25 protein-coding genes are annotated in these 25283 nt (G+C 74.1%); 13 read left to right on the forward strand and 12 right to left on the reverse strand.

What is annotated here, in order from left to right; genetic code table 11:
• Positions 1-12 precede the first annotated feature (12 nt).
• The gene (locus LFA75_RS12665; RefSeq protein WP_225233991.1) at positions 13-600 is read left to right on the forward strand and encodes a TetR/AcrR family transcriptional regulator; all 588 of its coding nucleotides are present in this window, start codon (positions 13-15) and stop codon (positions 598-600) included.
• Positions 597-1841, forward strand: coding sequence for a glutamate mutase L (locus LFA75_RS12670; protein ID WP_225233992.1), 1245 nt, complete (start codon positions 597-599; stop codon positions 1839-1841). The genes LFA75_RS12665 and LFA75_RS12670 overlap by 4 nt, the downstream gene beginning before the upstream one ends.
• 125 nt (positions 1842-1966) lie before the next feature.
• Here LFA75_RS12670 and LFA75_RS12675 read toward each other — a convergent pair whose 3' ends face one another.
• Together LFA75_RS12675 and LFA75_RS12680 are read right to left on the reverse strand one after the other, a co-directional pair.
• Positions 1967-2602, reverse strand: a complete 636-nt coding sequence (locus LFA75_RS12675; RefSeq protein ID WP_225233993.1) for a pentapeptide repeat-containing protein — start codon at positions 2600-2602, stop codon at positions 1967-1969.
• Between the two features lie 22 nt (positions 2603-2624).
• Positions 2625-4079: an MFS transporter gene (locus LFA75_RS12680; protein WP_225233994.1), complete on the reverse strand. Its 1455-nt coding sequence runs from the start codon at positions 4077-4079 to the stop codon at positions 2625-2627.
• A gap of 118 nt (positions 4080-4197) precedes the next feature.
• Between LFA75_RS12680 and LFA75_RS12685 the strand changes: the two genes are divergently transcribed.
• Both LFA75_RS12685 and LFA75_RS12690 read left to right on the forward strand, forming a co-directional pair.
• A complete protein-coding gene (locus LFA75_RS12685; protein WP_225233995.1) occupies positions 4198-4770 on the forward strand; it encodes a TetR family transcriptional regulator in 573 nt (190 codons plus the stop codon).
• A 48-nt stretch (positions 4771-4818) separates the two neighbouring features.
• Positions 4819-5007 carry a hypothetical protein gene (locus LFA75_RS12690; protein WP_225233996.1) on the forward strand — a complete coding sequence of 63 codons (189 nt, stop codon included), beginning with the start codon at positions 4819-4821 and terminating at the stop codon, positions 5005-5007.
• Here LFA75_RS12690 and LFA75_RS12695 read toward each other — a convergent pair.
• Together LFA75_RS12695 and LFA75_RS12700 are read right to left on the reverse strand one after the other, a co-directional pair.
• A complete protein-coding gene (locus tag LFA75_RS12695) occupies positions 4991-6466 on the reverse strand; it encodes a PH domain-containing protein (RefSeq protein ID WP_225233997.1) in 1476 nt (491 codons plus the stop codon). The genes LFA75_RS12690 and LFA75_RS12695 overlap by 17 nt on opposite strands.
• On the reverse strand, positions 6463-6954 hold the full coding sequence (locus tag LFA75_RS12700; protein ID WP_225233998.1) for a PH domain-containing protein: 492 nt from the start codon (positions 6952-6954) through the stop codon (positions 6463-6465). The genes LFA75_RS12695 and LFA75_RS12700 overlap by 4 nt, the downstream gene beginning before the upstream one ends.
• A gap of 42 nt (positions 6955-6996) precedes the next feature.
• Between LFA75_RS12700 and LFA75_RS12705 the strand changes: the two genes are divergently transcribed.
• The gene (locus LFA75_RS12705; RefSeq protein ID WP_225236054.1) at positions 6997-7326 is read left to right on the forward strand and encodes a rhodanese-like domain-containing protein; all 330 of its coding nucleotides are present in this window, start codon (positions 6997-6999) and stop codon (positions 7324-7326) included.
• Between the two features lie 60 nt (positions 7327-7386).
• Here the strand turns inward: LFA75_RS12705 and LFA75_RS12710 are convergent, their stop codons facing one another.
• The 4 genes from LFA75_RS12710 to LFA75_RS12725 all read right to left on the reverse strand — a co-directional run bounded on the left by LFA75_RS12710 (position 7387) and on the right by LFA75_RS12725 (position 11797).
• Positions 7387-7563 carry a DUF1059 domain-containing protein gene (locus tag LFA75_RS12710; protein WP_225233999.1) on the reverse strand — a complete coding sequence of 59 codons (177 nt, stop codon included), beginning with the start codon at positions 7561-7563 and terminating at the stop codon, positions 7387-7389.
• Positions 7564-7626: 63 nt separating this feature from the next.
• Positions 7627-8790: an EAL domain-containing protein gene (locus LFA75_RS12715; RefSeq protein ID WP_225234000.1), complete on the reverse strand. Its 1164-nt coding sequence runs from the start codon at positions 8788-8790 to the stop codon at positions 7627-7629.
• 110 nt (positions 8791-8900) lie between these two features.
• On the reverse strand, positions 8901-10502 hold the full coding sequence (locus tag LFA75_RS12720) for a long-chain fatty acid--CoA ligase (protein ID WP_225234001.1): 1602 nt from the start codon (positions 10500-10502) through the stop codon (positions 8901-8903).
• 59 nt (positions 10503-10561) lie between these two features.
• Positions 10562-11797, reverse strand: coding sequence for a cytochrome P450 (locus LFA75_RS12725; protein WP_225234002.1), 1236 nt, complete (start codon positions 11795-11797; stop codon positions 10562-10564).
• On the opposite strand from LFA75_RS12725, the gene LFA75_RS12730 reads away from it, so the two are divergent.
• Positions 11796-12734 carry a DUF5926 family protein gene (locus LFA75_RS12730; RefSeq protein ID WP_225234003.1) on the forward strand — a complete coding sequence of 313 codons (939 nt, stop codon included), beginning with the start codon at positions 11796-11798 and terminating at the stop codon, positions 12732-12734. The two genes, LFA75_RS12725 and LFA75_RS12730, sit on opposite strands and share 2 nt — an antisense overlap.
• Here the strand turns inward: LFA75_RS12730 and LFA75_RS12735 are convergent.
• Entirely contained in the window at positions 12721-13827 is a 1107-nt protein-coding gene (locus tag LFA75_RS12735; RefSeq protein WP_225234004.1) for a GGDEF domain-containing protein, read from the reverse strand. The genes LFA75_RS12730 and LFA75_RS12735 overlap by 14 nt on opposite strands.
• 403 nt (positions 13828-14230) lie before the next feature.
• On the opposite strand from LFA75_RS12735, the gene chvE reads away from it, so the two are divergent.
• The 7 genes from chvE (at position 14231) to araA (ending at position 23488) form a co-directional block, all read left to right on the forward strand.
• Positions 14231-15388, forward strand: a complete 1158-nt coding sequence (gene chvE / locus LFA75_RS12740) for a multiple monosaccharide ABC transporter substrate-binding protein (protein WP_225234005.1) — start codon at positions 14231-14233, stop codon at positions 15386-15388.
• 155 nt (positions 15389-15543) lie between these two features.
• Complete coding sequence (gene mmsA, locus LFA75_RS12745) at positions 15544-17082, forward strand: multiple monosaccharide ABC transporter ATP-binding protein (RefSeq protein WP_225234006.1); 1539 nt, start codon at positions 15544-15546, stop codon at positions 17080-17082.
• Positions 17079-18344 carry a multiple monosaccharide ABC transporter permease gene (gene mmsB, locus LFA75_RS12750; protein ID WP_225234007.1) on the forward strand — a complete coding sequence of 422 codons (1266 nt, stop codon included), beginning with the start codon at positions 17079-17081 and terminating at the stop codon, positions 18342-18344. The genes mmsA and mmsB overlap by 4 nt, the downstream gene beginning before the upstream one ends.
• 26 nt (positions 18345-18370) lie before the next feature.
• A complete protein-coding gene (locus tag LFA75_RS12755) occupies positions 18371-19408 on the forward strand; it encodes a LacI family DNA-binding transcriptional regulator (protein ID WP_225234008.1) in 1038 nt (345 codons plus the stop codon).
• 84 nt (positions 19409-19492) lie between these two features.
• The gene (gene araB, locus LFA75_RS12760) at positions 19493-21259 is read left to right on the forward strand and encodes a ribulokinase (protein ID WP_225234009.1); all 1767 of its coding nucleotides are present in this window, start codon (positions 19493-19495) and stop codon (positions 21257-21259) included.
• Positions 21243-21965 carry an L-ribulose-5-phosphate 4-epimerase gene (locus tag LFA75_RS12765; RefSeq protein ID WP_225234010.1) on the forward strand — a complete coding sequence of 241 codons (723 nt, stop codon included), beginning with the start codon at positions 21243-21245 and terminating at the stop codon, positions 21963-21965. Before araB ends, LFA75_RS12765 begins: the two co-directional genes overlap by 17 nt.
• Positions 21962-23488, forward strand: coding sequence for an L-arabinose isomerase (gene araA, locus LFA75_RS12770; protein WP_225234011.1), 1527 nt, complete (start codon positions 21962-21964; stop codon positions 23486-23488). Before LFA75_RS12765 ends, araA begins: the two co-directional genes overlap by 4 nt.
• 53 nt (positions 23489-23541) lie before the next feature.
• Here the strand turns inward: araA and LFA75_RS12775 are convergent, their stop codons facing one another.
• The 3 genes from LFA75_RS12775 to LFA75_RS12785 all read right to left on the reverse strand — a co-directional run bounded on the left by LFA75_RS12775 (position 23542) and on the right by LFA75_RS12785 (position 25241).
• A complete protein-coding gene (locus LFA75_RS12775) occupies positions 23542-24234 on the reverse strand; it encodes a DUF4383 domain-containing protein (RefSeq protein WP_225234012.1) in 693 nt (230 codons plus the stop codon).
• 87 nt (positions 24235-24321) lie between these two features.
• On the reverse strand, positions 24322-24915 hold the full coding sequence (locus tag LFA75_RS12780) for a TetR/AcrR family transcriptional regulator (protein WP_225234013.1): 594 nt from the start codon (positions 24913-24915) through the stop codon (positions 24322-24324).
• The gene (locus tag LFA75_RS12785; protein ID WP_225234014.1) at positions 24915-25241 is read right to left on the reverse strand and encodes a DMT family transporter; all 327 of its coding nucleotides are present in this window, start codon (positions 25239-25241) and stop codon (positions 24915-24917) included. The genes LFA75_RS12780 and LFA75_RS12785 overlap by 1 nt, the downstream gene beginning before the upstream one ends.
• Between the last annotated feature and the right edge of the window lie 42 nt (positions 25242-25283).

Genomic DNA, 25283 nt, shown 5'->3' on the forward strand with positions numbered 1-25283 from the left:
CGGGGGCCCGCGATGAGCAGCAGCGAGGGGGTGCGCACCCGCGACCCGGACCGGCGGGTGCGGATCCTGCGGGCGGCCACCTCGCTGCTGGCCGAGCGCGGCTTCCACGGCGTCTCGATGGCCGACATCGGCGGCGCCGCGGGCATCGTGGGGTCCGGGGTCTACCGGCACTTCGACAGCAAGTCCGCCGTGCTCGTCGCGCTGCTGGACGAGGTCATGGACCGGCTGCTGCGGACCGCGTCGGACGCCGCCGGCTCGGGCCGGGACGAGCGCGAGGTGCTGGCCGACCTGGTCCGCGGCCAGGTGCTCTTCGCCGTCGACGACCGGGCGCTGCTGCAGCTCTACCAGCGCGAGGTGCACAGCCTGCCCGACACCGACCGGCGTCGGCTGCGCCGTTCGCAGCGGCACTACGTCGAGGAGTGGGTGCACGTGCTGCTCGAGCTGCGCCCAGAGCTGACCGACGGCGTCGCCCGCGCCTGCGTGCACGCCGCCATCGGCGCCGTCCAGTCGGTCGCCACGTACGACGGCGGCCTGCCCCGGGACGACGTGGTCGACCTGCTCACCCGGGCGGCCTACGCCTGCCTCGGCGTCGCGCCGTGAGCACCGTCGTCTGCGTCGACATCGGGTCCACCTTCACCAAGGCGGCGCTGGTCGGCGTCGGCACCGGCGAGCTGCTGGGTACCGCGCAGGCGCCGACCACGCTGGACGACGTCGTCCGCGGGGTGCTGAACGCGACCGCCGGCTTCCCCGACGTCCCGGTGCTCGCCTGCTCCTCGGCCGGCGGCGGGCTGCGGTTGGCCGTGGTCGGCTACGAGGAGCTGATCAGCGCCGAGGCCGGCCACCGGGCCGCGCTGTCCGCCGGCGCCCGGGTCGTGCACATCGCGGCCGGCCGGCTCGACGCGACCGGGCTCGCCGCCCTCGCCGACGCCCGGCCCGACGTCCTGTTGCTGGTCGGCGGCACCGACGGCGGGGGCACCGCCGTCCTGCGGCACAACGCCCGCGCGCTGGCCGGGTGGGACCGGTCCGTCCCCGTCGTGCTGGCCGGCAACGTGCAGGTCCAGGACGAGGTGGCCGTGCTGCTGCGGGACGGCGGCCTGCCGGTCACCGTCTGCGCCAACGTGCTGCCCGACATCGGCGAGCTGGCCCCGGAGTCCGCGCGCGCCGGCATCCGGGCGGTCTTCCTCGAGCACGTCATCGGCGGGGACAAGCTCTCCACCGACCCCCGGCTGCGGCAATGGGTCCGCGCGGTCACCCCGGACGCCGTGCTGGACGGCGTCGTGGTGCTGGCCGGTCTGCGGGCCGCCGCGGAGGTGCCCGGCGTGGTGGTGCTGGACGTCGGCGGGGCGACCACCGACGTCTACTGCGTGCCCGACCTGGACGCCGAGCAGGCCGCGCTGCGCCGGGAGGCCGTCGGCGTGCCCGCGCACCGGCGCACCGTCGAGGGCGACCTCGGCGTGCACCACGCCGTCGCCGACCTGCGCGCCGCGGCGCACGCCGAAGGGCTGCCCCCGCTGGCCGACGACGCGCTGGCCCTCGGCGAGGCGGCGGCCACCGTCGCGCTGCGCCGGCACCTGCGCGCCGAGGCGGCCTACGGCCCGGGCGGGTCCTCGGCCCAGGGGGTGGGCCTGGTCGTGCTGTCCGGCGGGGTCTTCCGGCACGCCGCGCCCGCCGACCGGGACGCCGTCGTCGCCCGCCTGGCTGCCGACCGCGGCGGGGCCGGCGGCGTGCTGGGCGGCACCGAGGTCGCCGTCGACAGCGCCTACGTGCTGGCCGCCGTCGGCCTGCTGGCCCGCGACCACCCCGACGCCGCCCGCGCCCTCGCCGCCACCCTTCTGCCCTGACCGGCCGCGCCCTGACCGGCGTGGATCAGCTCAGCTGATCGGAGGCCGTCCTGGCTCACCGGCGTCGGTGAGCCAGGACGCACGCCGGTGAACCCAGCTGATCCACGCCGCGAGAGAGCCGGGCGTCAGCGGGCGACGCGGATGCCCAGGTGGGCGGCCATCCCCGGGGACCAGCCGGCCAGCTGGGCGGCGCTGATCGTGGCGCCCTGCAGGCCGGTGACGCCGTCCAGGTCGGGCAGGCCGGCGTCGGTGAGGTCGACGTCGCGGCAGCGCGTGCCCGACGTGTGCAGCGTGCCCAGCTCGCCGCCGCGGACGGTCACCCGCCGCAGGTCCGCCCCGCCCAGGTCGAGCTCGCCGAGCACGCAGTCGACCAGCTCGACCTCGACCAGGGTGGCGCCGCGCAGGTTGACGTAGTCGGCCCGGACGCCGGTCAGCGTGACCCGGGTCCAGTGCGCCCCGTGCGCGGTGAAGGCGCCGAACCGGCCGCCCTCGACCACGGTGTCCAGCCAGGTGCCGTCCCCGGCGAGCAGCTCGGTGGACCGGCAGCGCAGCAGGCCGACCGTGGCCAGCCGGGCGCGGGTGAGCGCCAGCCCGTCGAGCGCGCAGTCCTCCAGCAGGCACTCCAGCAGCGCCGCCCCGGTGGCGTCGCCGGTCAGCTCCAGCTCGGCGAACCGCAGTCCGTCCGCCGTCCCGCCGGCCAGCTCGTGCGGGCCGGCGTCGGTGAGGTCGGGCAGGGGTGCGAGCAGTGCGGCGACGTCCACCGGGTCAGCCTCCCAGCCGGGGTCAGGCGGCGGACGGCGCGGGTTCGGCGGTGGCGCGCACCCCGGGGATGAGCAGCGCGATCACCGCACCGAGCAGGGCGGCCCCGGCGCAGACGGCGAACAGCACCCGGTAGGCGGTCAGCGACGGCAGCACCGCCGTCCCCAGCGTGATCGTCGAGGCGGCCAGCAGCGTGCCGCCGACCGCGCTGGCCAGCGAGCTGCCGACCGAGCGGGCCAGCGTGTTGAGGCCGTTGGCCGCGGCCAGCTCGGACGCCGGCGCGGCCCGCAGCACCAGGCTGGGCATCGCGGCGTAGGCGATGCCGGTGCCGGCCCCGGCGACGGTGGTGAACACGACCACCTCGGTGAACGACCCGGTGAACAGGATCCGGCCGAGGAAGCCAACGGCGATGACCGCTGCCCCCAGGGCGAGGGTGACCTTGGGGCCGAAGCGGGCCGAGAGCTTCGCCGAGACCGGCGACAGCAGGATCATGGCCACGCCCGAGGGCAGCAGGCACAGCCCGCTGGCCAGCACCGACGAGCCGAAGCCGTAGCCGGAGGCGGCCGGCGCCTGGACGTAGGACGCCGTCCCGATCAGGCTGGCGAACAGGGCGAAGCCGACGCACACCGAGGCCACGTTGGTGAGCAGCAGCGCCGGCCGGGCGTTGGTGACCATGTCCACCAGCGGGGACGCCGTCCGGCGCTCGACCAGCACGAAGGTGACCAGCAGGACGGCGGCGAGCACCAGCAGCCCGATCGTCCACGGGTCCGCCCAGCCCCAGCGGGAGGCCTGGGCCAGGGGCAGCAGCAGCGAGACCAGCGCGGCGGCCAGCAGGACCGCGCCGGGCAGGTCCATCCGGCCGCTCGCCACCGTGGGCACCTCGCGGAGCACGGCCAGGATCCCGGCCACCGCGACCGCCCCGCCGGCGACGCAGATCCAGAACAGCACGTGGTAGTCGGTGTGCTGGGCGACGAAGGCGGCCAGCGGCAGCCCGAGCGCCCCGCCGATGCCCAGGGTGGCGCTGACCAGCGCGATGCCGGTGCCCGCCCGCTTCGCGGGGAGCACGGTGCCGATCAGGCTGATGCCCAGCGGGATCGCCGCCGTGGACAACCCGGTGACCGCCCGCCCGACGATGAGCCACGGCAACGTGTCCGACAGCGCGCAGATCAGCGAGCCGACGGTGAGCGCGGCGGCGGCCAGCACCAGCATGCGGCGCTTGCCGTACAGGTCGGCGAGCCGGCCCACGACCGGGACGGCGACCGCGCCGACCAGCAGGGTCGAGGTCAGCAGCCACTGCGTGCTCTGCCCGAGCTGCGCGGCCAGCTCGGGCAGGATCGGCACCAGCAGCGAGGTGGTCAGGGCGACGATCACCCCGAGGACGGCGACGACGGTGAGCGCGGTGACCTGGGCCGCGGTCCAGCCCTCGTCGGTGGTGTCCGGGGTCGACTCGGTGGCGCCGGGGACGGTGGGTGCGGACACGGGCATGCTCCACGGGGATGCGGACGGATAAAGTGGCACAAACTGCCAGATGGCACCGTATGCCAGATGGTTGCCCGATGCACCGGTCCGCCGCATGACGTGGACCACAACCGGAGGGGTGAGGGCGGTCGAGGGCCTGCGGGAGCGCAAGCTGGCCGAGAGCCGGGCCCGGGTGGTGGACGCCGCGTTCGGGCTCTTCGCCGAGCGCGGCTTCGACGCCGTCACCGTGGCCGAGGTCTGCGCGGCGGCCGACATCGCCCCGCGCACGTTCTTCCGCTACTTCCCGACCAAGGACGACCTGCTGGCCGAGCCCGCCCGGGTGATGTCGGCGCGGATGCGGGCGGCGCTGCAGGACGTGCCCGTCGACCAGCCCGACGCTGCCGCGCTGCGCACGGCGGTGCTGGCCCTGGGCGAGGCGGTCGTGGCCGACGCCGACCGCACCGCCCGGCTGCTGCGGGTGGTCCGGTCCAGCGACGCCGCCCGGCCGCACCCCTTCCTGCGCCTGGCCGACCGCGAGCGCGAGCTGGCCGAGCTGCTGGCCACCCGCTCCGGCCGCACCCCGGCCGACTGGCGCACTCGCCTGCTCGTCGCCCGGGCGACGGCGGCGTTCCGGGTCTGGCTGGACGACCTGGTCGACGGGGCCGTGGACGACCCGCTGCAGCACCTGGCCGAGGTGCTCGACGCGCCCTGACCGTCTCCTCCGGTGGCGCCCGGCCCCGGGTTCCGAGACGGTGAGGGCATGGAGTGGACGACGTTCCTGAGCCGGCTGACCCTCTGGGCGTTCGCGGGGGCGGCGGTGGGGCTGCTCGTCGGGCTGGTCCTGCTCGGCCTCGACGTGGTGGACAACCCGTTCTGGTGCGTCTCCGGCGGCATCCTCGTGGCCGCGGTCGCGATGCCGATGCGGGAAGCGGTCAGCCGGGACCGCTGAGGGCCTCGGCCCACCGGCCCGACGCCGCCACCGCGAACGGGACGGCGTCCCCGGCCGCGATGTCCAGCGCCTGGTAGCCGCCGGCACCGGCGCCCACGGCCGCCACCACCGTGGCCACACCCTGCCGGCGCTGGGAGAACGACTGCTGCACCTGCCAGCCGACCACCGCCCGGCGCTGCAGGACCGCCTGCTCGCGGACCAGCCAGCCCGAGCGCACCGAGAAGGTCCGCGGCCCGGTCGCGTGCCCCAGCGATGCGTACCGGCCCAGGCCGACCGGCACGCCGAGCGCGGCCAGCACGAGGCCGACCAGCAGCACCCACCAGAGCCCCAGCGTCGCGGTGAGCACCACCCCGGCGACGGCGACCACGGCCCCGGGCAGGATCGCGCGCACCAGGCGTCGCCGGCGGGCGGCCGGCGGGTGCGGGCGCAGCGGACCGGGGTCCTCGACCAGCCGGCCGGTCACCGCCCAGGCCTCGGTGCGCGGGCCCAGCGGCAGCAGCTGGCCGCGCCGGGCGGCGTCGCCCAGCCCGGTGACCAGCGCGGTGGCCCGCGCCGCGCGCACCCACCGCATGCCGAGGCCCTCGGTGACCGTGCCGCCGCGGATGCGGTCGATCTCCAGCTCGGTGTGCCGCCGGTTGAGCAGCCCCCGGACGGCGATGAGGGAGCCACCGCGCCGGACCAGCCGGAACCGCCAGTTGACCAGGGCGCTGCCGACGATCGACCCCACGACCAGCAGCACCGCCATGGCCCCGAGCGCCCCGGCCAGCACGGCGGTGTCCGTCAGGTCCGGTCGGCCGAGGTCCGGGCGCCAGCGCCGAGGCAGCTCGTCGGCCAGCCGGAACAGCGCCCCCACCGCGGCCAGCGGGACGGCCAGGTAGCTGCCGACCAGCGGCGCGTACAGCAACCAGCGGTCGTCGAAGCGGGCGAACTCCTCCTCGGCCGGGTCGCCGGCGGAGTCCGGCGCCGGGACCTCGGCGCCCCGGCGGGCGAGCAGGTGGGTGCGCAGCCGGTCGGCCTCGGCCCGGGGCAGCCCGTCGACGACGAGCTCCTCCTCGTCGGACTGCACGGCGCCGGCCGCGGCGTCGATCCGCACCCGGACCAGGCCGAGCAGGCGGTGCAGCGGCGGCGCCTCGACCTCCACCCCGCGGACCCGGTCCAGCGGCACGGTGCGCACCGAGCGGGACAGCAGGCCGCGGGTCACCACGACCGCCGTCGGCCCGGGTGCGTACCGGAACCGCGACCACGCCAGGACCGCCGAGCCCAGCGAGACCGCGGTGACCACCGCGACGATCACCACCACCGCCCACGGCCCGTCGGTGAAGCCGCGGAAGGCGCCGAACGCCAGCAGGGCCGGCACCCACTGCCGGGCCTGCCGGAAGGTGATCGTGTGCGCCAGCACGATCCGCCACGACGTCCGCCGCGCCACCACCTCGGGGGGCAGGTGCCACTCGGGGGTCACGTGGCCTCGTCGCGGACGAGCTCGGCGCGGCGGGCCAGGTCGTCGGCCACCCGGGCGGCGATGTCGGCGTCCAGGTGCGGGATCCGGACGGTGCCCTGCGAGGACGCCGTCAGCACCGCCACGCTGGCCAGCCCGAACAGCTGCTGCACCACCCCGCGGGTGACGTCGACGGTCTGGATCCGGGAGATCGGCACCAGCGTCCAGGTGCGGGACAGCCAGCCGGTGCGGGTGAACACCGCCTCGGCGGTGACCTCCCACCGGTGCACCCGGTACCGCAGCCGGGGCCGGAACCCGATGGTCACCACGGCCTCGACCAGCACGAGCACCGGCAGCAGCACCGCCAGCCAGGTCGGCAAGGGCAGCATGACCTCCAGGCCGACGACGACGGCGGCCAGCACCAGGGCGCCGAGGACCCCCTCGACGGCCCACAGGCCGATCGCGTTGCGGGCCGGTGACCAGGCCGGCGTCCGGGCGGGGTCGGGGTGCATGGACCCCATCCTCCCGGGTGGGACACCATGGGCGGCGTGACGATGCCGCAGCAGGTCCCGACCGTGCCCGCCCGCGAGGTCCCCGAGGACGCCGTCGTGCTCGACGTCCGGGAGGACGACGAGTGGGTGGCCGGCCACATCGAGGGCGCGACGCACATCCCGATGGGCCAGGTCCCGGCGCGCCTGGACGACCTCCCCGAGGGCGACCCGCTGTACGTGACCTGCCGCGGCGGCGGCCGGTCGGCCCGGGTGGCCGCGTGGCTGAACCAGAACGGCTACGACGCGGTCAACGTCGGCGGCGGCATGGGCGAGTGGCAGGACGCCGGTCGGCCCATGGTCAGCGAGACCGGGTCCGCGCCGACGGTGGCCTGAGCCGGCCCGGCCTGAGCCGGCGACGGGGGCGCCGGGGATCCGGCGCCCCCGTCGGGCGCGTCAGGCGGCCGCGGTGATGCGGGCCCGGACCTGGGCGACCAGGGCCGGGGGCACGTCGACGAGCCCGTGGTCGGCGGCGGCGTGCGCGGCCACCTGGGCCAGGATGCCGTCCTCGTCGTCGGCGGTGAACGCACGACCGCAACCGGGGACGACGTCCCCGCAGGCGAAGCTCTTCATCAGGTCTCTCCTCGTTCTGTGGTGCTCGACCTCGCGAGTCTCTGCACGAGGGGGTCTGGGGGGTCAGCCGGTCCGGCGGTCGTCCTGCTCGGCCAGCCGGGTCAGCAGGTGCTCGACGAGGACGACGCCCAGCACGGCGCCGACGTCGTCGACGCACACGACGGGGTCGAAGCGGGTGTCCTCGGGCCGGGTGACCACCCGGCGGGCGAGCTCGGCCACCCCGGTGGAGGCCGCCGCCCGCAGCGAGACCGGCGCGGCGCGGTGCCCCGGTCGGTCGTCCCCGCGCCGCAGCGGCAGCAGGACGGCGACCGGGCGGCCGAGCCCGTCGACCCGGACGGCCGGACCGGGTCCGGACGGCTCGGCGTCGCCGGCCACCAGCTCCACCCGCTCGACCAGGCTCGCGATGTTCTCCCGCAGCAGGCCCTGGGCGTGCGACCGGCGCAGCCGGTCGGCCACCGCGGGGTCCAGCGACGACCACGGCGGCGCCGGTCGGCCCAGCAGGAAGCCCTGGGCCAGCGGGACGCCCAGCCGCGAGAACGCCTCCATCTCGCCCCAGGTCTCCACGCCCTCGGCGAGCAGCCAGGCGTCGATGCGGGCACCGAACTCACCGAGCAGGGTGGCCAGGGCGAGCTTCACCGGGTCGGCGTCGGCGCCGTCCACCAGGGCCCGGTCGAGCTTGATCAGCTGGGGGCGGAAGGCGGTCAGCTGCTGCAGCCCGGAGTACCCCGACCCGGCGTCGTCCAGCGCCACCAGCGCGCCGCGGTCGCGCAGGGCGTCCTGCACGGCCAGCAGCGGCCGGACGTCGGCCACCGCCTGGTGCTCGGTCAGCTCCAGGACCAGCGGGGACAGGTCGCCGGCGCCCAGCAGCAGGTCGGCGAGCTCGGGATCGGTCAGCAGGTGCGGGCTGACGTTCACCGTCAGGAAGCAGTTCGGGGGCAGGTCGGCGCGCAGCTGCAGGCAGCGGGCCACGACCAGCGCCTCGACCCGGGCCCCGATGCCGGCGGCGTCGGCCGCGGCGAACCAGCGGTCCGGGGTGGCCGGGCTGGGCGAGCCGTCAGCGGACCGGAAGCGGGCCAGCGTCTCGTAGCCGGCGACGACGCCGCGGGCGACGTCGACGATCGGCTGGAAGACCAGCCGCAGGGTGTCCGGGTCGGTGGCCAGCCGGTCGAGCTCGGCGGCCCAGTCGATCGCGGGCGCGGGGGGCGGCAGCGGGGCGAGCGATGTCACCCCCCGGACGTCGGCCGCCCGGCACCGGGGCTGGAGCCGGGCGGGACGAGATCGCCCGGAAGGGGTGGGGGTCGCGGCGCCGACGGGCGGCGCCGCGACCCCGTCCCGGTCTAGCTGGGCTGGTAGTCCGCGAACCGGGTGCGCAGGTCCTTCTTGGAGAACTTGCCGACGCTGGTCTTGGGCACCTCGTCGATGAACTCCACGGCCGAGGGCAGCCACCACTTGGCCACCATCGGGGTGATGTGCGCGATCACCTCGTCGGCGCTGAGCTCCTCGCCCTCGACGACCACGACGCAGGCCAGCGGCCGCTCGTCCCACTTCGGGTCGGGGATGCCGATGACGGCGGCCTCCTTGACCTTCGGGTGGCTCATGATCGCGTTCTCCAGGTCCACCGAGCTGATCCACTCGCCGCCGGACTTGATCAGGTCCTTGGTCCGGTCGGCGATGCGCACCGAGCCGGTGGCGTCGATCGCGGCGACGTCGCCGGTCTTCATCCAGCCGTCCGGCGTCGCCAGCTCCACGCCCGCGTCGGGCTTGTAGTAGTCCAGCGCGGTGGTCGAGCCACGCACCTGCAGCTCGCCGGTGGCGACGTCGTCCCAGGGCAGCTCGTCGGTGGTGCCGGCCTCGACGATCCGCACCTCGACGCCCATGAACGGGACGCCGGCGCGGGCGCGGTAGGTCGCCTTGTCCTCGTCGGAGCCGTCGAACAGGCGGCGGGGCAGCCGGGCCGAGGTGGCCACCGGGTGGGTCTCGGTCATGCCCCAGGCCTGCAGGATCGGCAGGCCGACCCGCTCCCGGTAGGCCTCCGACAGCGCCTTGGGGACCGCGGAGCCACCGCAGCCGATGTCGCGCAGCTTGTGGTCGCGGCCGGCCAGCTCGGGGAGCACGCCCTGCCAGATGGTGGGCACCCCGGCGGTGAAGGTGACGCCCTCGTCGACGATCAGGTCGGCCAGCGCCTTGGGCTGCATCATCGGGCCGGGGAAGACCATGGCCGCACCGACGGCGGGGCCGGCCTGGGCCAGGCCCCACGCGTTGGCGTGGAACATCGGAACGACCGGCATGACGACGTCGGTCTCGGCCATCCCGAACACGTTGGGCTGCACCACGGCCATGGTGTGCAGCACCGTCGAGCGGTGGCTGTAGAGCACGCCCTTGGGGTTGCCGGTGGTGCCCGAGGTGTAGCACATGCTGGCCGCGGTGTTCTCGTCCTCGACCCGGAAGTCGATCGGCTCCGCGGCGGCGATCAGGTCCTCGTAGAGGGAGACGCGCTCGTCGTCGGGGATCTCGTTGTCGCCGCCGTCGTCCATCACCACGACGTGCCGCACGGTGGTCATCGTGTCGATCAGCGGCCACAGCAGCGGCAGGACCGTGCGGTCGACGAAGACCGCCTCGTCCTCGGCGTGGTTGGCGATGTAGGTCAGCTGCTCGGGGAACAGCCGGATGTTCAGCGTGTGCAGCACCCGTCCGGTGCTGGGGACGGCGAAGTAGAGCTCCAGGTGGCGGGCGGAGTTCCAGGCGAAGGTGCCCACCCGGCCGTCCGCGCTGATCCCGAGGGTGTCCAGCACCCCGCCGAGCTTGCGGGTGCGCACCGCCCACTCGGCGTACGTCGTCCGCACCGGACCGGTGGGGGAGTTCGTGACGATCGTCTTGTCGCCGTGGTGTCGCTCCACGTAGCGGAAGATCGAGTCGATCGTCAGGGGCGTCTGCTGCATCAAGCCGCGCATGAGCGGCATCCAACCAGTGACGACCGACACCTTCTACCCGTGGGTAGCTAGGGGGTCAGCGCGAGGGGCAGCCCGGCCAGGCCGCGGATGACGAACTCGGGACGGCGACGGGCCTCCCCGGCCAGCTCCAGCGACGACGTCCGGGACAGCAGCGCGCCGAAGGAGGCCTGCAGCTCGACCCGGGCCAGCGGGGCGCCGATGCAGAAGTGCACCCCGGCGCCGAAGGAGATGTGCGGGTTGTCGGTGCGCCCGACGTCCAGGGTGTCCGGGGCGTCGAACACCGCCGGGTCGTGGTTGCCCGACCCCAGCAGGGCGGCGATCTTCTGGCCCTGCTGCACGGTCACCCCGCCCAGCTCGACGTCGGCGGTGGCGGTGCGCTCGAACAGCTGCAGCGGGGAGTCGAAGCGCATCAGCTCCTCGATCGCGGTCGGCAGCAGCGCGGGGTCCGCGCGCAGCCGGGCCAGCTGGTCCGGGTGCTGCAGCAGGGCGAGCAGGCCGTTGCCCGTGACGTTGACGGTGGCCTCGTGGCCGGCGTTGAGCAGCAGGATGCAGGTGGTGACCAGCTCGTCCTCGGTCAGCCGGTCGCCGTCGGCGTCCCGGGCGGTGACCAGGTGGGTCAGCAGGTCCTCCCCGGGCGCGGTGCGCCGCTGCTCGGCCAGGTCGCGCAGGTAGGCCACGAACTCGCCGGCGGCGACCTCGGCGGCGTCCTCGGTCTCGCTGGTCCGGCCGTACTCGTACATCTTCACGATCGCGTTGGACCAGGGCCGCAGCAGCGGGCGGTCGGCCTGCGGCACACCCAGCAGCTCGGCGATCACCTCGACCGGCAGCTGCTCGGCCATCCCGGTGAACAGGTCCACCGGCTCGCCGGCCACCGACCGCTCGACCATGCCGTCGACCAGCGACCCGGCCAGCTCCTCGACCCAGGGCCGCAGCCGCTCCACGTGCCCGCGGGCGAACGCGGCGCTGATCAGCCGGCGCAGGCGGGTGTGGTCCGGCGGCTCCATCTCCAGGATGGCGTTGCGGTGGATCAGGTTGAACTGGCCGAACCGCTCCGCCGGGGCGCGGTCGGTCCAGATCCGGCCCAGCGCCCGGGTGCGCAGCACCGCGTTGGCCTCGGCGTGCCCGTAGGCCAGCCACATGCCCAGCCCGTCGTCCCACTGCACCGGCGCCTGCGCGCGGGCCGCGGCGAAGGCGGGGTAGGGGTCGTGGACGAAGGCGGGGTCGGTCAGGTCGAGCACCGCACGAGTCTGCACCCCGCCGGTCGCCGCATAGGGTCGGGGCATGGCCCGCACCGCATCCAAGCGCCGTCCCGCCGCCCCCGCCGCACCCGCCGGGGAGCAGAACCCCAAGGCGCCGTGCGCGTGCGGCTCGGGCCGCAAGTACAAGCACTGCCACGGCTCGGCCTACGCCCCGGCGGTCGCCCGGCCCTTCGAGGGCCTCCCCGGCGAGGTGCACTGGGTCGCCCTGCGCGAGCTGGTCCCGGCGGCCACCGCCGTGCTGACCACCACCGACGGCCGGACGGCGACCCTGGCCAGCGTCCTGCCCGGCGGCGCGCCGGCGCTGGTGCGGGCCGGCGGCGAGGTGGTCGTCGGCGTGCAGCTCGCGACCTCCTCCGACGACGTCAGCCGCGACCTGGGCACCGCCCTGGCCGCCGCCCTCGACGCGCCGGCGGGCAGCCCGGTCGACCCGGGCCCGATCGGTGCCGAGGGCTCGGCCGGCCCGCGGTTGCAGGAGCTGCTGGACCCCGCCGCCGAGATCGAGGTGACCGTGCACCCGGACTTCGGCTTCTGGCTCGAGGGCACCGGCGCCAACGCCGCCGCGATGGCCGGCCTCGAGCAGGCCAACGAGGCGATCATCCCGACGGTCCGGCTCGAGGGCCTGGGCGCCGCCTACTGGTGCCGGCCGGCCGTCGACCGCGCGCACCTGCGCTGGGTGCGGCCCGAGCCCGAGGAGCAGCTGCTGGACGCGCTGGCCCGGCTGGGGGCGGCCGAGCAGCTGACCCTGGGGGAGGGCACGAAGTACGCCGGGGCCTTCCGGGCGCACGGCCTCGTCGTCCCGGTGTGGGACGTCCCGGCCGACGTGCCGGCCACCGACTGGACCGGTCCGGCCGCCGAGCTCGACCAGCGGCTGACCGCGGCGCTGGCCGTGACCGACCCGCTGACGACCGACGAGCGGCGCTCGCGCGCCGGGCTGCTGTCCCGCCAGATCACGCTGCGCTGAGCGGGCCCGTCGGGGTGGTCGTGGCCGCGACGGCGCGGTCGCGGCCGCCGCGCTTGGCCTCGTAGAGCGCGCGGTCGGCGGTGCTGTAGAGCTCCCGGGGGTCCCGGGCGTGGGTGGGCGACTGCGCCACGCCCACGCTGACCGTCATCGGCAGGAAGCCGCCGTCGGCCAGCGGCAGCGGGTTGGCCCGCACGGCGGCGACCAGGTCGTGCGCGCGGCGCTCGGCGACGTCCACCGGGCACGACGAGAGCAGCACGGCGAGCTCGTCGCCGCCCAGCCGGCTGACGATGGCGTCGCCGTCGCGCACCGCCCGGCGCAGCACCTCGGCCAGGTGCCGCAGCGCGTCGTCGCCGACCGGGTGGCCGCGCTGGTCGTTGATGGTCTTGAAGTGGTCGACGTCGACCAGCACGAGCGCGGTCCCGTGCCCGGAGCCGCCGCCGACCGCGCCGGCCATGGCCGCGTCCAGGACGTGCCGGGTGACCAGGCCGGTCAGTGCGTCGACGGTGGCCTGCTCGCGCAGCTCGGCGACCAGGCGCTCCTGCCGGTGCCCGGCGTGCACCAGCAGCGCGGTGGCCATCGAGAGGGTGGCGGCCACGAAGGCGGCGTCGGGGATCGCCCGCTCCAGCGGCTCCAGGTGCAGCACGAGGACGGCGTTGGAGATGCCGGACAGCCCGGCGACCAGCCAGGCCCCGGGTGCCCGCAGCTGCGAGGCGGCCCAGAGGGTGGGCAGGACGGCGAAGACCTGGGCGGCGGCCGAGGTGTCGCTGGTGACCCAGTTCAGCGTGGACAGGATGACCGCGCCGCCGAGCGGGATGAGCGCGAGGACGCCGCGGGCGTCCAGCTGCTGCGGGTCGACGCGGGCGAGCGCGGCGCTGGCGGCCAGCAGCACCGCGACGGTCAGCCAGGACCCGACGTCGGCGACGAGGCCCTGGTCGACGAGCAGCGCGAACCCGGCCTGGACGGCGGCGGCGGGCAGCATCACCCAGACGGCCAGGCGGGCGGCCGAGCGGGGGTCGCGGGTGCCGAACCAACGTTGCAGGCGGCCGCGTGCCCGGGCATCCGGGGCGGCGTCGGTCACGGGCGGGGTGGTCACAGGGTCTCCGGTCTCGGCGGGGCGGGGTCCGGTCGTCTCAGGGCCCGTCCTGGTGCTGGGGCTGTTGTCGGCCGGCCCGCGGCCCGGGTTGAGCGGGGCCGCCGGGGCCCACCCGGACGGGTGGGTCGGGTGCGCCGGGTGGGGGGCCCGCTTCGATCCGTTCCGGTGGGCATGCGGGCATCCGATCCGCAGGTCAGCGGGCCGATCCCCACGAACGGAACCATCCGGGCCCACATCGAGGTTTCACGCGGGCGACCCCTTCGTTACGAGAACGTGACCGCTGGACGCGCCCAGACCCTTGACGCGGGTGTGTTGTTAGCGTTCACAATGTGAGCGCTCGCACAGATGCGGGCCTGAGCGCCGAGATGTGTACGGCGGCAGACGTCTCGTAGAGGAGATTGCAGTGAGCAACAAGCTCAGGTTGACCGCACTGGGTGCCGCGCTGGCATTCGGCTTGACCGCCTGTGGTGGCGGTGGCGCCGGCAGCGGCGGCGGGAACGACACCGCGGACGCGGCCCCCGAGGACCTCACGATCGGCGTCTCGATGCCGACCCAGACCTCCGAGCGCTGGATCGCCGACGGCGACAACGTCCAGTCCCAGCTCGAGGACGCCGGCTACCAGGTGGACCTCCAGTTCGCCAACGACGACATCCCCACCCAGTCGCAGCAGATCGACCAGATGATCACCCAGGGCGCTGACCTGCTGATCGTCGCCGCCATCGACGGCACCGCCCTCAGCTCGCAGCTGCAGGCCGCCGCCGACGCGAACATCCCGGTCATCTCCTACGACCGCCTGATCCGCGACACCGACAACGTCGACTTCTACGTCACGTTCGACAACTTCGCGGTGGGCCAGGCGCAGGCCAACGCCCTCCTCGTGGGCCTCGGCCTGCAGAACGCCGACGGCTCGGCCGGCTCGGCCACCGGTCCGTTCAACATCGAGCTGTTCGCCGGCTCGCTGGACGACAACAACGCGTTCTTCTTCTTCAACGGTGCGATGGACGTCCTCCAGCCCCTGATCGACGACGGCACGCTCGTCGTCCCCTCGGGCCAGACCGACATCGAGCAGGCCGCCACGCTGCGCTGGCAGCAGGAGACCGCCCAGTCGCGCATGGAGACCCTGCTCACCGGGTCCTACAACGACGGCACGGTCGTCAACGGCGTCCTGTCGCCCTACGACGGCATCTCGCGCGGCATCATCACCGCCCTGCAGAACGCCGGCTACGGCCCGAACCTGGACTCCACCCCCCGTGCGCTGCCGGTCGTGACCGGGCAGGACGCCGAGATCGCCTCGGTCGCCCTGATCGACCAGGGTGTCCAGAGCTCGACCATCTTCAAGGACACCCGCAACCTGGCCGAGCAGGCCGTCACGGCTGCCAAGGCGTTCCTCGAGGGCGACGAGCCCGAGGCGAACGACACCGAGACCTACGACAACGGCAACAAGGTCGTCCCCTCGTACCTGCTCCCCGTGGAGACGGTCTTCAAGGCCGACATCCAGTCCGTGCTCGTGGACTCCGGCTACTACACCGAGTCCGAGGTCCAGTCCGGCCAGGCCGACTGACCCTCCCCTGAACCCGGCCGGGCCTGGCAGCGCATGCTGCCGGGCCCGGCCGGCTCCACGGAGGGCGCCGCACGACCCAGCACGACCCGCGCCACCGAGTCCCACCAGCACGACCTCACGAACCACAGACCCACCGAGTGAGACGACGGAGTCCCATGGCCGACAACATCCTCGAGATGCGCTCCATCACCAAGACCTTCCCCGGCGTGAAGGCGCTGTCCGACGTGACGCTGTCCGTCGCGCGCGGCGAGGTGCACGCGATCTGCGGCGAGAACGGTGCCGGCAAGTCGACGCTGATGAAGGTCCTGTCCGGGGTCTACCCGGCCGGTGACTACGACGGCGAGATCGTCTTCGACGGCCAGGTCGTCTCCTTCGGCGGCATCCGCGACTCCGAGCACGCCGGCATCGTGATCATCCACCAGGAGCTCGCGCTGGTGCCCTACCTCTCGATCGCCGAGAACATCTTCCTGGGCAGCGAGAAGCGCGGCCGCCTGGGCCTCATCGACTGGAACCTGGCCAACGCCGAGGCCGCCGAGCTGCTGCGCTCCGTGGGCCTGGACGAGAACCCGGTCACCCCGGTCGGCCAGCTCGGCGTGGGCAAGCAGCAGCTGGTGGAGATCGCCAAGGCGCTGTCCAAGGACGTCAAGCTGCTGATCCTCGACGAGCCCACCGCCGCGCTCAACGACACCGACTCCGCGCACCTGCTCGGGCTGATCCGCGGTCTGAAGGACCGCGGCATCACCTCGATCATCATCTCGCACAAGCTCAACGAGATCGACGCGATCGCCGACCACACCACGATCATCCGCGACGGCCAGACCGTCGAGACCCTGGACATGGCCGACCCCACCGTCGACATCGACCGGATCATCCGGCTGATGGTCGGTCGGGCCCTGGACTCCTACTACCCCGAGCGCGAGTCGCACCCGGGCGCCGAGGTCCTGCGGGTCGAGGGCTGGACGGTCAAGCACCCCAGCCAGGACCGCCTCGTGGTCGACCACGCGACCTTCGACGTGCGGGCCGGCGAGGTCGTCGGCATCGCGGGCCTGATGGGCGCCGGCCGCACCGAGCTGGCGATGAGCATCTTCGGCCGCTCGTACGGCACCTTCGTCGAGGGCCGGATCTTCCTGCACGGCAAGGAGACCAAGGCGCGGTCGGTCTCCGAGGCCATCCACGCCGGCATCGCCTACGCCACCGAGGACCGCAAGAAGTACGGCCTCAACCTCATCGACGACATCGCCCGCAACAACTCGGCCGCGGCGCTGGACAAGCTGTCCCGCCGGGGCTTCGTCGACGCGAACGAGGAGACGAAGGCGGCCGAGGAGGGGCGCCGGTCGATGAACATCAAGGCGCCCACCGTGAAGTCCATCGTCGGCAAGCTGTCGGGCGGCAACCAGCAGAAGGTCGTGCTGAGCAAGTGGCTGCTCACCGACCCCGACGTGCTGATCCTCGACGAGCCCACCCGCGGCATCGACGTCGGCGCCAAGTACGAGATCTACACGATCATCAACAAGCTGGTCGCCGCCGGCAAGGCCGTCGTCGTCATCAGCTCCGAGCTGCCCGAGCTGCTCGGCATCTGCGACCGCGTCTTCACGCTGTCCGCCGGCCGGATCACCGGCCAGGTGCCGGTGGCCGAGGCCACCCAGGAACGCCTCATGACCCTCATGACCCAGGAGAAGGAGCTCGTCGGATGACGCGCAGTGTCGGCCCCACCTCGGAGCCCCAGGCAGAGGACGCCACCGCGCCCAAGGACGTCGCGCCCGCGGCGGCCCTCGGCGTCGGCACCAGCGACATCCGGACGCTGCTGACCCGCAACCTGCGCACCAGTGGCATCTACATCGCGTTCGTCGTGGTGGTCGCGCTGTTCGCGATCCTCACCGGCGGGACGTCGCTGTCGCCGGGCAACATCACCAACATCGTCCTGCAGTACGCCTACATCCTGATCCTGGCGATCGGGATGGTCATCGTGATCATCGCCGGGCACATCGATCTGTCGGTCGGCTCGGTGGTCGCGGTCACCGGGGCGACGTCCGCGGTGCTGGTCATCCGGCACGACCAGCCGTGGTGGGTCGGCGTGCTCGCCGCCCTCGGCGTCGGTCTGCTGATCGGTGCCTGGCACGGGTTCTGGGTCGCCTTCGTCGGCATCCCGGCCTTCATCGTCACCCTGGCCGGCATGCTGCTGTTCCGCGGCCTCACGCTGCAGGTGCTCAGCAACGTCTCGCTCTCCCCGTTCACCCCGGAGTACGGCAAGATCGCCTCGGGCTTCAGCAACGGGCTGCTGGGCGGCAACGGCTTCGACGCCTTCACCATCCTCATCTTCGTGGTCGCCGTGGTGGCCTACGCCTACAGCCAGTTCCGCACCCGGGTCGCCCGGGTCCGCTACAACCAGCCGGTCCCGTCGTTCCCGCTGTTCGTCGCCCAGATCGTGGTCGTCGCGGCCGTCGTCATGGCCTTCGCCTACCAGCTGGCCACCGCCCGCGGCCTGCCCTACGTGCTGGTCATCCTGGCCGTGCTGATCATGGTCTACGGCGTGGTCACCAAGCGGACCGTCTTCGGCCGCCAGGTCTACGCCATCGGCGGCAACCTGGCCGCGGCCACGCTCTCGGGCGTCAAGGTCAAGGCGGTCAACTTCTGGATCTTCGTGAACATGGGCTTCCTGGCCGCCGTGGCCGGTGTCGTGTTCTCGTCCCGGTCCAACGGTGCCCAGCCCGGCGCCGGCAACAGCTTCGAGCTGGACGCCATCGCCGCGGCCTTCATCGGCGGCGCCGCCGTCACCGGTGGTGTGGGCACGGTCGTCGGCGCCATGGTCGGTGGTCTGCTCGTCGGCGTCATGAGCAACGGCATGCAGCTCATGGGCATCGACCAGTCGATCCAGTCGATGGTCAAGGGCCTGGTGCTGCTGCTGGCCGTCGCCTTCGACGTCTACAACAAGCGCCGCGCCGGCTCCAGCCGCTGATCGACCGGGCCGGGGAGGAGCGGCAGGTGTCCACCGAGACGCACGGCTCCGCCCCGGCCCGCCCGCTGGTGATGAGCGACGTCGCCGCCCGCGCGGGGGTGTCGCACCAGACGGTGTCCCGGGTGGTCAACGGGCACCCGAACGTCGCCCCGCTGACCCGGGCCCGGGTGCAGCGGGCGATCGAGGAGCTCGGCTACCGGCCCAACGCCGCCGCGCGGGCGCTGGTCACCGGCTCCTCGCGCACCATCGGCCTGGTCACCATGAACGTGAACCAGTACGGCCCGGCGCAGACCATGATCGGCCTGGAGCAGGCTGCCCGGGTGGCCGGCTACTCGCTGTCGGTCGCCATCGTCGAGGGCGCCGGGGTGGGAACCATCGCCGAGGCGGTGGACCGGTTCGTCGGCCAGTCCGTGGACGCCGTCGTCGTGCACACCGCCGACCTGGAGGCCGTGGCCGCGCTGGGTGCCCTCGACCCGCCCGTGCCGCTGGTCGCCGTCCAGATGGGCGGTGAGGAGCTCGGCCCGACCGTCACCGTGGTCCAGGAGGCCGGGGCCCGGCTGGTCGTGCGGCACCTGCTCGCCCTCGGGCACACCACGGTGCACCACCTGTCCGGCCCGGAGCACTCCATGGAGTCCCGCCGGCGCGTGGAGGGCTGGCGGGACGCCCTCGCCGAGGCCGGCGCCCCGCCGGGGGAGCTGTGGCACGGCGACTGGTGGCCGTCGTCGGGCTACGAGGTCGGGACGGCGGTGGCCGCGCGCATCCGGGCCGGCGAGCCGATCACGGCGCTGTTCGCCGGCAACGACCAGATGGCGCTGGGCCTCATGGTCGCGCTGCACGAGCAGGGCCTCACCGTGCCCGGCGACGTCAGCGTCGTGGGCTTCGACGACGTCCCCGGGGCGCCGTACTTCAGCCCGCCGCTGACCACCGTGCGGCAGGACTTCGCGGAGCTGGGCCGGCGCGGGGTGCAGCTGGTGCTGGCCCGCCTGGCCGGGGAGGACTGCGAGCCCGACCAGGTGCAGCCCCTGCTGCTGGTCCGCCGGTCGACGGCGGGACCCCGGCGCTGACCCGGAGGGGCCGGGTGTGTTCCGAACCACTGTTGTTAGCGCTAACATGACCGCCGGACCCGCACCGAGCGCAGGAGGAACGTCGTGAGCGAGCAGTACGTGGTGGGCGTCGACTACGGCACCCTGTCGGGCCGGGCGGTCGTCGTCCGGGTGTCCGACGGGGCCGAGCTGGCCAGCGCCACCCACCCCTACCCGCACGCCGTGGTCGACCGGGAGCTGCCCGGCACCGGTGAGCAGCTGCCGCCGGACTGGGCCCTGCAGGTGCCCGCGGACTACGTCGACGTGCTGCGGACGGCGGTGCCGCTCGCGGTGCGCGACTCCGGCGTCGACCCGGCCGACGTCATCGGCATCGCCACCGACTTCACCGCCTGCACGATGGTCCCGACCACGGCCGACGGCACCCCGCTGTGCGAGCTGCCGGAGTTCGCCGGGCGCAAGCACGCCTTCGTCAAGCTGTGGAAGCACCACGCCGCCCAGCCGCACGCCGACCGGATCAACGCCCTGGCCGCGCAGCGCGGGGAGCCGTGGCTGCCGCGCTACGGCGGGCTGATCTCCAGCGAGTGGGAGTTCGCCAAGGGCCTGCAGCTGCTGGAGGAGGACCCCGAGGTCTACGCCGCCACCGAGCACTGGGTCGAGGCCGCCGACTGGATCGTCTGGCAGCTGTGCGGCAAGTACGTCCGCAACGCCTGCACGGCGGGCTACAAGGGCATCCGGCAGGACGGCGCCTACCCCTCGCGGGAGTTCCTGGCCGCGCTGAACCCCGACTTCGCCGGCTTCGTCGACGACAAGCTCGACCACCGGATCGGCGAGCTGGGCGAGCGGGCCGGCGGGTTGACCCGCGAGGCGGCGGCCTGGACCGGCCTGCCCGAGGGCATCGCGGTCGCCGTCGGCAACGTCGACGCGCACGTCACCGCCCCGGCCGCGCAGGCCATCGACCCGGGCCAGATGGTCGCCATCATGGGCACCTCGACCTGCCACGTCATGAACGGCGAGACCCTCGCCGAGGTCCCGGGCATGTGCGGGGTCGTCGAGGGCGGCATCACCGCCGGGCGCTACGGCTACGAGGCCGGCCAGAGCGGCGTCGGCGACATCTTCGGCTGGTTCGTCGACACCTCGGTGCCGCCGGCCTACGTGCAGGCCGCCGGCGAGCGCGGGATCAGCGTGCACCAGCTGCTCACCGAGCTGGCTGCCCAGCAGGAGGTCGGCGAGCACGGCCTGGTGGCCCTGGACTGGCACAACGGCAACCGCTCGGTGCTGGTCGACGCGGAGCTCTCGGCCGTGGTGCTCGGCCAGACCCTGGCCACCCGCCCGGAGGACACCTACCGCGCCCTGCTGGAGGCCACCGCCTTCGGCACCCGCACGATCATCGAGGCCTTCGAGGGGTCCGGCGTCCCGGTCACCGAGCTGGTCGTCGCCGGCGGGCTGCTCAAGAACACCTTCCTGATGCAGCTGTACTCCGACATCTGCCGCCGACCGCTGTCCACGATCGACTCCGAGCAGGGGCCGGCGCTGGGCTCGGCCATCCACGCCGCCGTCGCCGCCGGGGCCTACCCCGACGTGCCGGCCGCGTCGCGGGTCATGGGCAAGGTGCTGCGCGGGGTCTACACCCCCGACGACGAGCGGGCCGACCGCTACGACGCCCTGTTCGCCGAGTACCGCCGGCTGCACGACTTCTTCGGCCGCGGCGAGGACCAGCCGGGCGGGGGCAACGACGTCCTGCACCGGCTGCGCGCGCTGCGCCGCGAGGCCGCCGCCCGCCGCACCGGCGGTGCACCCACCACCTCGACCCCGGTCGTCCCCGAGGTCGAGGCCCCCGCGATCGAGGAGCAGCCCGATGTGCTCGGCGTGTGACGGCAGCACCCCCACCCGGCTGACCGTGCGCGCGGCGGCGGCGTCCGAGCAGGGCACCCACCGCGAGCTGCGGGAGCACGTCGCCGCGCTGCACGGCCTGCTGGTGACCAACGCGCTGGTCACCTGGACCGCCGGCAACGTCAGCGAGCGGGTGCCCGGCAATGACCTGTTCGTGATCAAGGGCAGCGGGGTCGAGTACGACACGCTGACCTGGGAGGGCATCACGGTCTGCGACCTGGACGGCAACGCCGTCGACGGCGTGCGGGCCCCGTCCTCGGACACCGACGCGCACGCCTACGTCTACCGGAACATGCCCGAGGTCAACGGCCAGGTGCACACGCACAGCACCTACGCCGCGGCCTGGGCGGCGCGCGCCGAGCCGGTGCCGTGCGTGCTCACCGCGATGGCCGACGAGTTCGGCGGGCCCATCCCGATCGGCCCGTTCGCCCTGATCGGCGACGACTCGATCGGCCGCGGCATCGTGGAGACGCTGGCCGGGCACCGCTCGCCGGCGGTGTTCATGCAGAACCACGGCGTGTTCACGATCGGGAAGAGCGCCAAGGCCGCGGTGAAGGCCGCCGTCATGGCCGAGGACGTCGCCCGCACGGTGCACATCTCCCGGCAGCTCGGCGAGCCCGTCCCGATCCCCCAGGCCGACATCGACGCCCTGTACGAGCGCTACCAGAACGTCTACGGACAGAAGTGAGCACCGACATGACCAGCGAGTCCCCGTTCCCCGACCAGGAGATCTGGTTCTTCACCGGCAGCCAGGACCTCTACGGCGAGGAGACCCTGCAGCAGGTCGCCGAGCAGTCCCAGCGGGTCGCCGCGACGCTGGACGACGCGGCCGTCGTGCCGGTGCGGATCGTCTGGAAGCCCGTGCTCAAGGAGCCGGCCGCGATCCGCCGCGCGATGGGCGAGGCCAACGAGAGCGCCGCCTGCATCGGTGTCATCACCTGGATGCACACCTTCAGCCCGGCCAAGATGTGGATCGCCGGCCTGGACGCGCTGCGCAAGCCGCTGCTGCACCTGCACACCCAGGCCGACGCCGCCCTGCCGTGGGCGACGATCGACATGGACTTCATGACCCTCAACCAGGCCGCGCACGGCGACCGGGAGTACGGCTACGCCCTGACCCGGCTGCGGGTGCCGCGCACCCCCGTGGCCGGGCACGCCTCCAACCCCGCCGTGCAGGCCCGGGTCGGTGGCTGGGCCCGCGCCGCGGTGGCCGCCGCCGACGCGCGCTCGCTCAAGCTGGCCCGGTTCGGCGACAACATGCGCAACGTCGCGGTGACCGAGGGCGACAAGGTCGAGGCCCAGCTGCGCTTCGGCGTCTCGGTGAACACCTACGGCATCAACGACCTGGCTGCCGTCGTCGACGCGGTGGAGGACGCCGCGGTGGACGCGGTGATCGCCGAGTACCTGGACCTGTACTCCGTCGCCGAGGACCTGCGGCCCGGCGGCGACCGGCACCACTCGGTGCGCTACCAGGCCACCCTGGAGGTCGCGCTGCGCACCTTCCTCACCGACGGCGGGTTCGGCGCCTTCACCACCAACTTCGAGGACCTGGGCACGCTGCGCCAGCTCCCCGGCCTGGCCGTGCAGCGGCTGATGGCCGACGGCTACGGCTTCGGCGGCGAGGGCGACTGGAAGACCTCGGCCCTGCTCCGGGTGCTGAAGACCGCCGGCCGCGGCCTGCCCGGCGGCACCTCCTTCATGGAGGACTACACCTACGACCTGTCCTCGGAGACCCCGAAGATCCTCGGCGCGCACATGCTGGAGGTCTGCCCGACGATCTCCGGCGAGCAGCCCTCGCTCGAGGTGCACCCGCTGGGCATCGGCGGCAAGGAGGACCCGGCACGCCTGGTCTTCTCCGCCGCTCCCGCCGAGGGCGTCGTCATCGGCTGGGCGGACCTGGGGGAGCGGTTCCGCTGGGTGGCCAACGAGATCGACGTCGTCCCGCCGTCCGAGCCGCTGCCGAACCTGCCGGTCGCACGGGCGGTCTGGGAGCCCCGGCCGGACTTCGCCACCTCGACCGAGGGCTGGCTGACCGCCGGCGGTCCGCACCACACGGTGCTGACCACCCAGCTGACGTCGGCCGAGCTGACCGACCTGGCCGACGTCTTCCGCACCGAGCTGGTGGTCATCGACGCCGACACCACCCGTCGGGGGCTGGCCAAGGAGCTGCGCTGGTCGGCGGCCTACCACCGCCTGGCCCAGGGCCTGTAGCGCTCGGGTGGAGTCGCAGCGCTCGGTTCACGATGCGCTGCGACTCCACCACGTCAGGACTGCGCCATCCAGACGCGGCGGCGGCCGGCCTTGGTGCGCTCGGCGGCCATCGCCTGGACCCGGCGGTGCTGCTCGGGCGTCGCGCGGTGCTCGGTGACGGCGACCTCGGCCTCGCGCATCTCGCGCTCGGCGCGCAGCTCCTCGGCGGTGGCCGGGGGCAGCTCGGGCTCCTCGTCGATGCCGACGTCCTGGCCGGGGCCCGGGCGGTAGGGGTTGTCCTCGGGGAGGTTGCCGCTGACCCGGCCGTACAGGCCCAGGGTGAGCAGCAGCAGGCCGACGACGATCGAGAAGATCACGTTGGACATCTCGAAGGCCAGCACGTTCAAGCGGCTGTTGAGCACGAACAGGTGCCAGAAGGCCGAGAGCAGGAAGGCGATCCCGACCCCGGTCATCACGATGCCGGCGATCCGGCCGCCCTTGAGCGCGGCCGCGACGAGCACGGCGGCGGTGAGCAGCGAGATGGCCGACAGCAGGCCGTTGCTGGACAGCCCGGCGACGCTGCCACCGGTGGTGTCGAAGAAGGCCAGGCCGCCGACGAAGCCGAGGAGGCCGAAGACGGCGAGCACCCCGGCGACGGCGAAGGCGCCGATCCGGTGGACGACGACCACCCGGCGTGCGGTGGCGGTGTCCACCACGTCCTCGTGGGCACGCGGCGGTCGTCCTGGGGTGGTGTCCGTGGTGGTCACTGCTTCCTCCTGCGCTCTGGGCTGAACGGCAGAGCGCACCTACCCCCGTGGTGCACCAGGTAACCGCGATTTACGCCGTTCGGGTGCTCACCAGCGGCGTCGGCGGCTGAGCAGGTCCGTGACGGCCTCCTCGGCGGCGGCCCGGGCGTGGCCGTCCCGCTCGACGAGCGCGGACACCACCGTCCCGTCGACCACCGCGACGACGACGGCGACCGGGACCTCCCGGTGCTCCCCGCCGGTCAGCAGCTCCCCGACCAGGCCGTGCAGCCGGGCGCCGGCGGCCTGCAGCACCGGCCGCACGGCGGGGTGCCGCCCCCCGGCCAGCAGGCGTTCGTAGTGCGCCTGCAGGTCGGCGTCGGTGTGCCGCCCGGTCCCCAGCAGGACGTCGGCCACCAGACCCGCCGTGGTGCGCGCGGACCGTCGGCCCCGGCCCGCGGCGGCCACGACGGCCTCGGCGCCGGCGACCTCGGCGGCGGACACCCGGTCGACCGCGGCCACGAGCAGGTCGGTGAGGTCGCGGAAGTAGTAGGTGGTGGCCGCCAGGGGCAGCCCGGCCGCGGCGGCGACCGAGCGGTGGGAGACGGCGTCGGGTCCGTGCCCGGCCACCAGCTCGGCCGCCGCGGCCACCAGCGCCTCCCGGCGGGCCTCTCCCTTGGGCGTGGTGCCCGTGGGGGCCGCCATCAGTGGGCCGACGAGGGGGCGAGGTTGAGGCCGATCACCCCGGCGACGATGAGCACGATGGACAGGATGCGCAGCGTGCCGACCGGGTCGCCGAGCAGCCACATGCCGATCACCGCCGTGCCGGCCGCGCCGATGCCGGTCCACACGGCGTAGGCGGTGCCCACCGGCAGCGTGCGCAGCGCGATGGTCAGCAGCGTGAAGCTGATCCCGGCGCAGACGATGAAGGAGATCGTCCACCACAGCCGGCTGAACCCCTCCGAGTTCTTCAGCGAGACGGCGAACGCGGTCTCGAACAGACCGGCCACGACGACGAGCACCCAGGCCACGACGGCCTCCTTCCGTTGATCGGTACGACCGTACCAGTCATC

It is taken from the genome of Klenkia terrae (genome assembly GCF_900491935.1).
Taxonomy (GTDB): Bacteria; Actinomycetota; Actinomycetes; order Mycobacteriales; family Geodermatophilaceae; genus Klenkia; species Klenkia terrae.

Coding starts and splice junctions, on each gene's coding strand:
- LFA75_RS12690 (WP_225233996.1), top strand. CDS start 4,819: ATGGAGTGGACGACGTTCCTGAGCCGGCTGACCCTCTGGGCGTTCGCG.
- LFA75_RS12705 (WP_225236054.1), top strand. CDS start 6,997: ATGCCGCAGCAGGTCCCGACCGTGCCCGCCCGCGAGGTCCCCGAGGAC.
- LFA75_RS12725 (WP_225234002.1), bottom strand. CDS start 11,797: ATGCCCCGACCCTATGCGGCGACCGGCGGGGTGCAGACTCGTGCGGTG.
- LFA75_RS12765 (WP_225234010.1), top strand. CDS start 21,243: ATGTGCTCGGCGTGTGACGGCAGCACCCCCACCCGGCTGACCGTGCGC.
- LFA75_RS12665 (WP_225233991.1), top strand. CDS start 13: ATGAGCAGCAGCGAGGGGGTGCGCACCCGCGACCCGGACCGGCGGGTG.
- LFA75_RS12720 (WP_225234001.1), bottom strand. CDS start 10,502: ATGCAGCAGACGCCCCTGACGATCGACTCGATCTTCCGCTACGTGGAG.
- mmsB (WP_225234007.1), top strand. CDS start 17,079: ATGACGCGCAGTGTCGGCCCCACCTCGGAGCCCCAGGCAGAGGACGCC.
- LFA75_RS12710 (WP_225233999.1), bottom strand. CDS start 7,563: ATGAAGAGCTTCGCCTGCGGGGACGTCGTCCCCGGTTGCGGTCGTGCG.
- LFA75_RS12780 (WP_225234013.1), bottom strand. CDS start 24,915: ATGGCGGCCCCCACGGGCACCACGCCCAAGGGAGAGGCCCGCCGGGAG.
- LFA75_RS12730 (WP_225234003.1), top strand. CDS start 11,796: ATGGCCCGCACCGCATCCAAGCGCCGTCCCGCCGCCCCCGCCGCACCC.
- mmsA (WP_225234006.1), top strand. CDS start 15,544: ATGGCCGACAACATCCTCGAGATGCGCTCCATCACCAAGACCTTCCCC.
- LFA75_RS12700 (WP_225233998.1), bottom strand. CDS start 6,954: ATGCACCCCGACCCCGCCCGGACGCCGGCCTGGTCACCGGCCCGCAAC.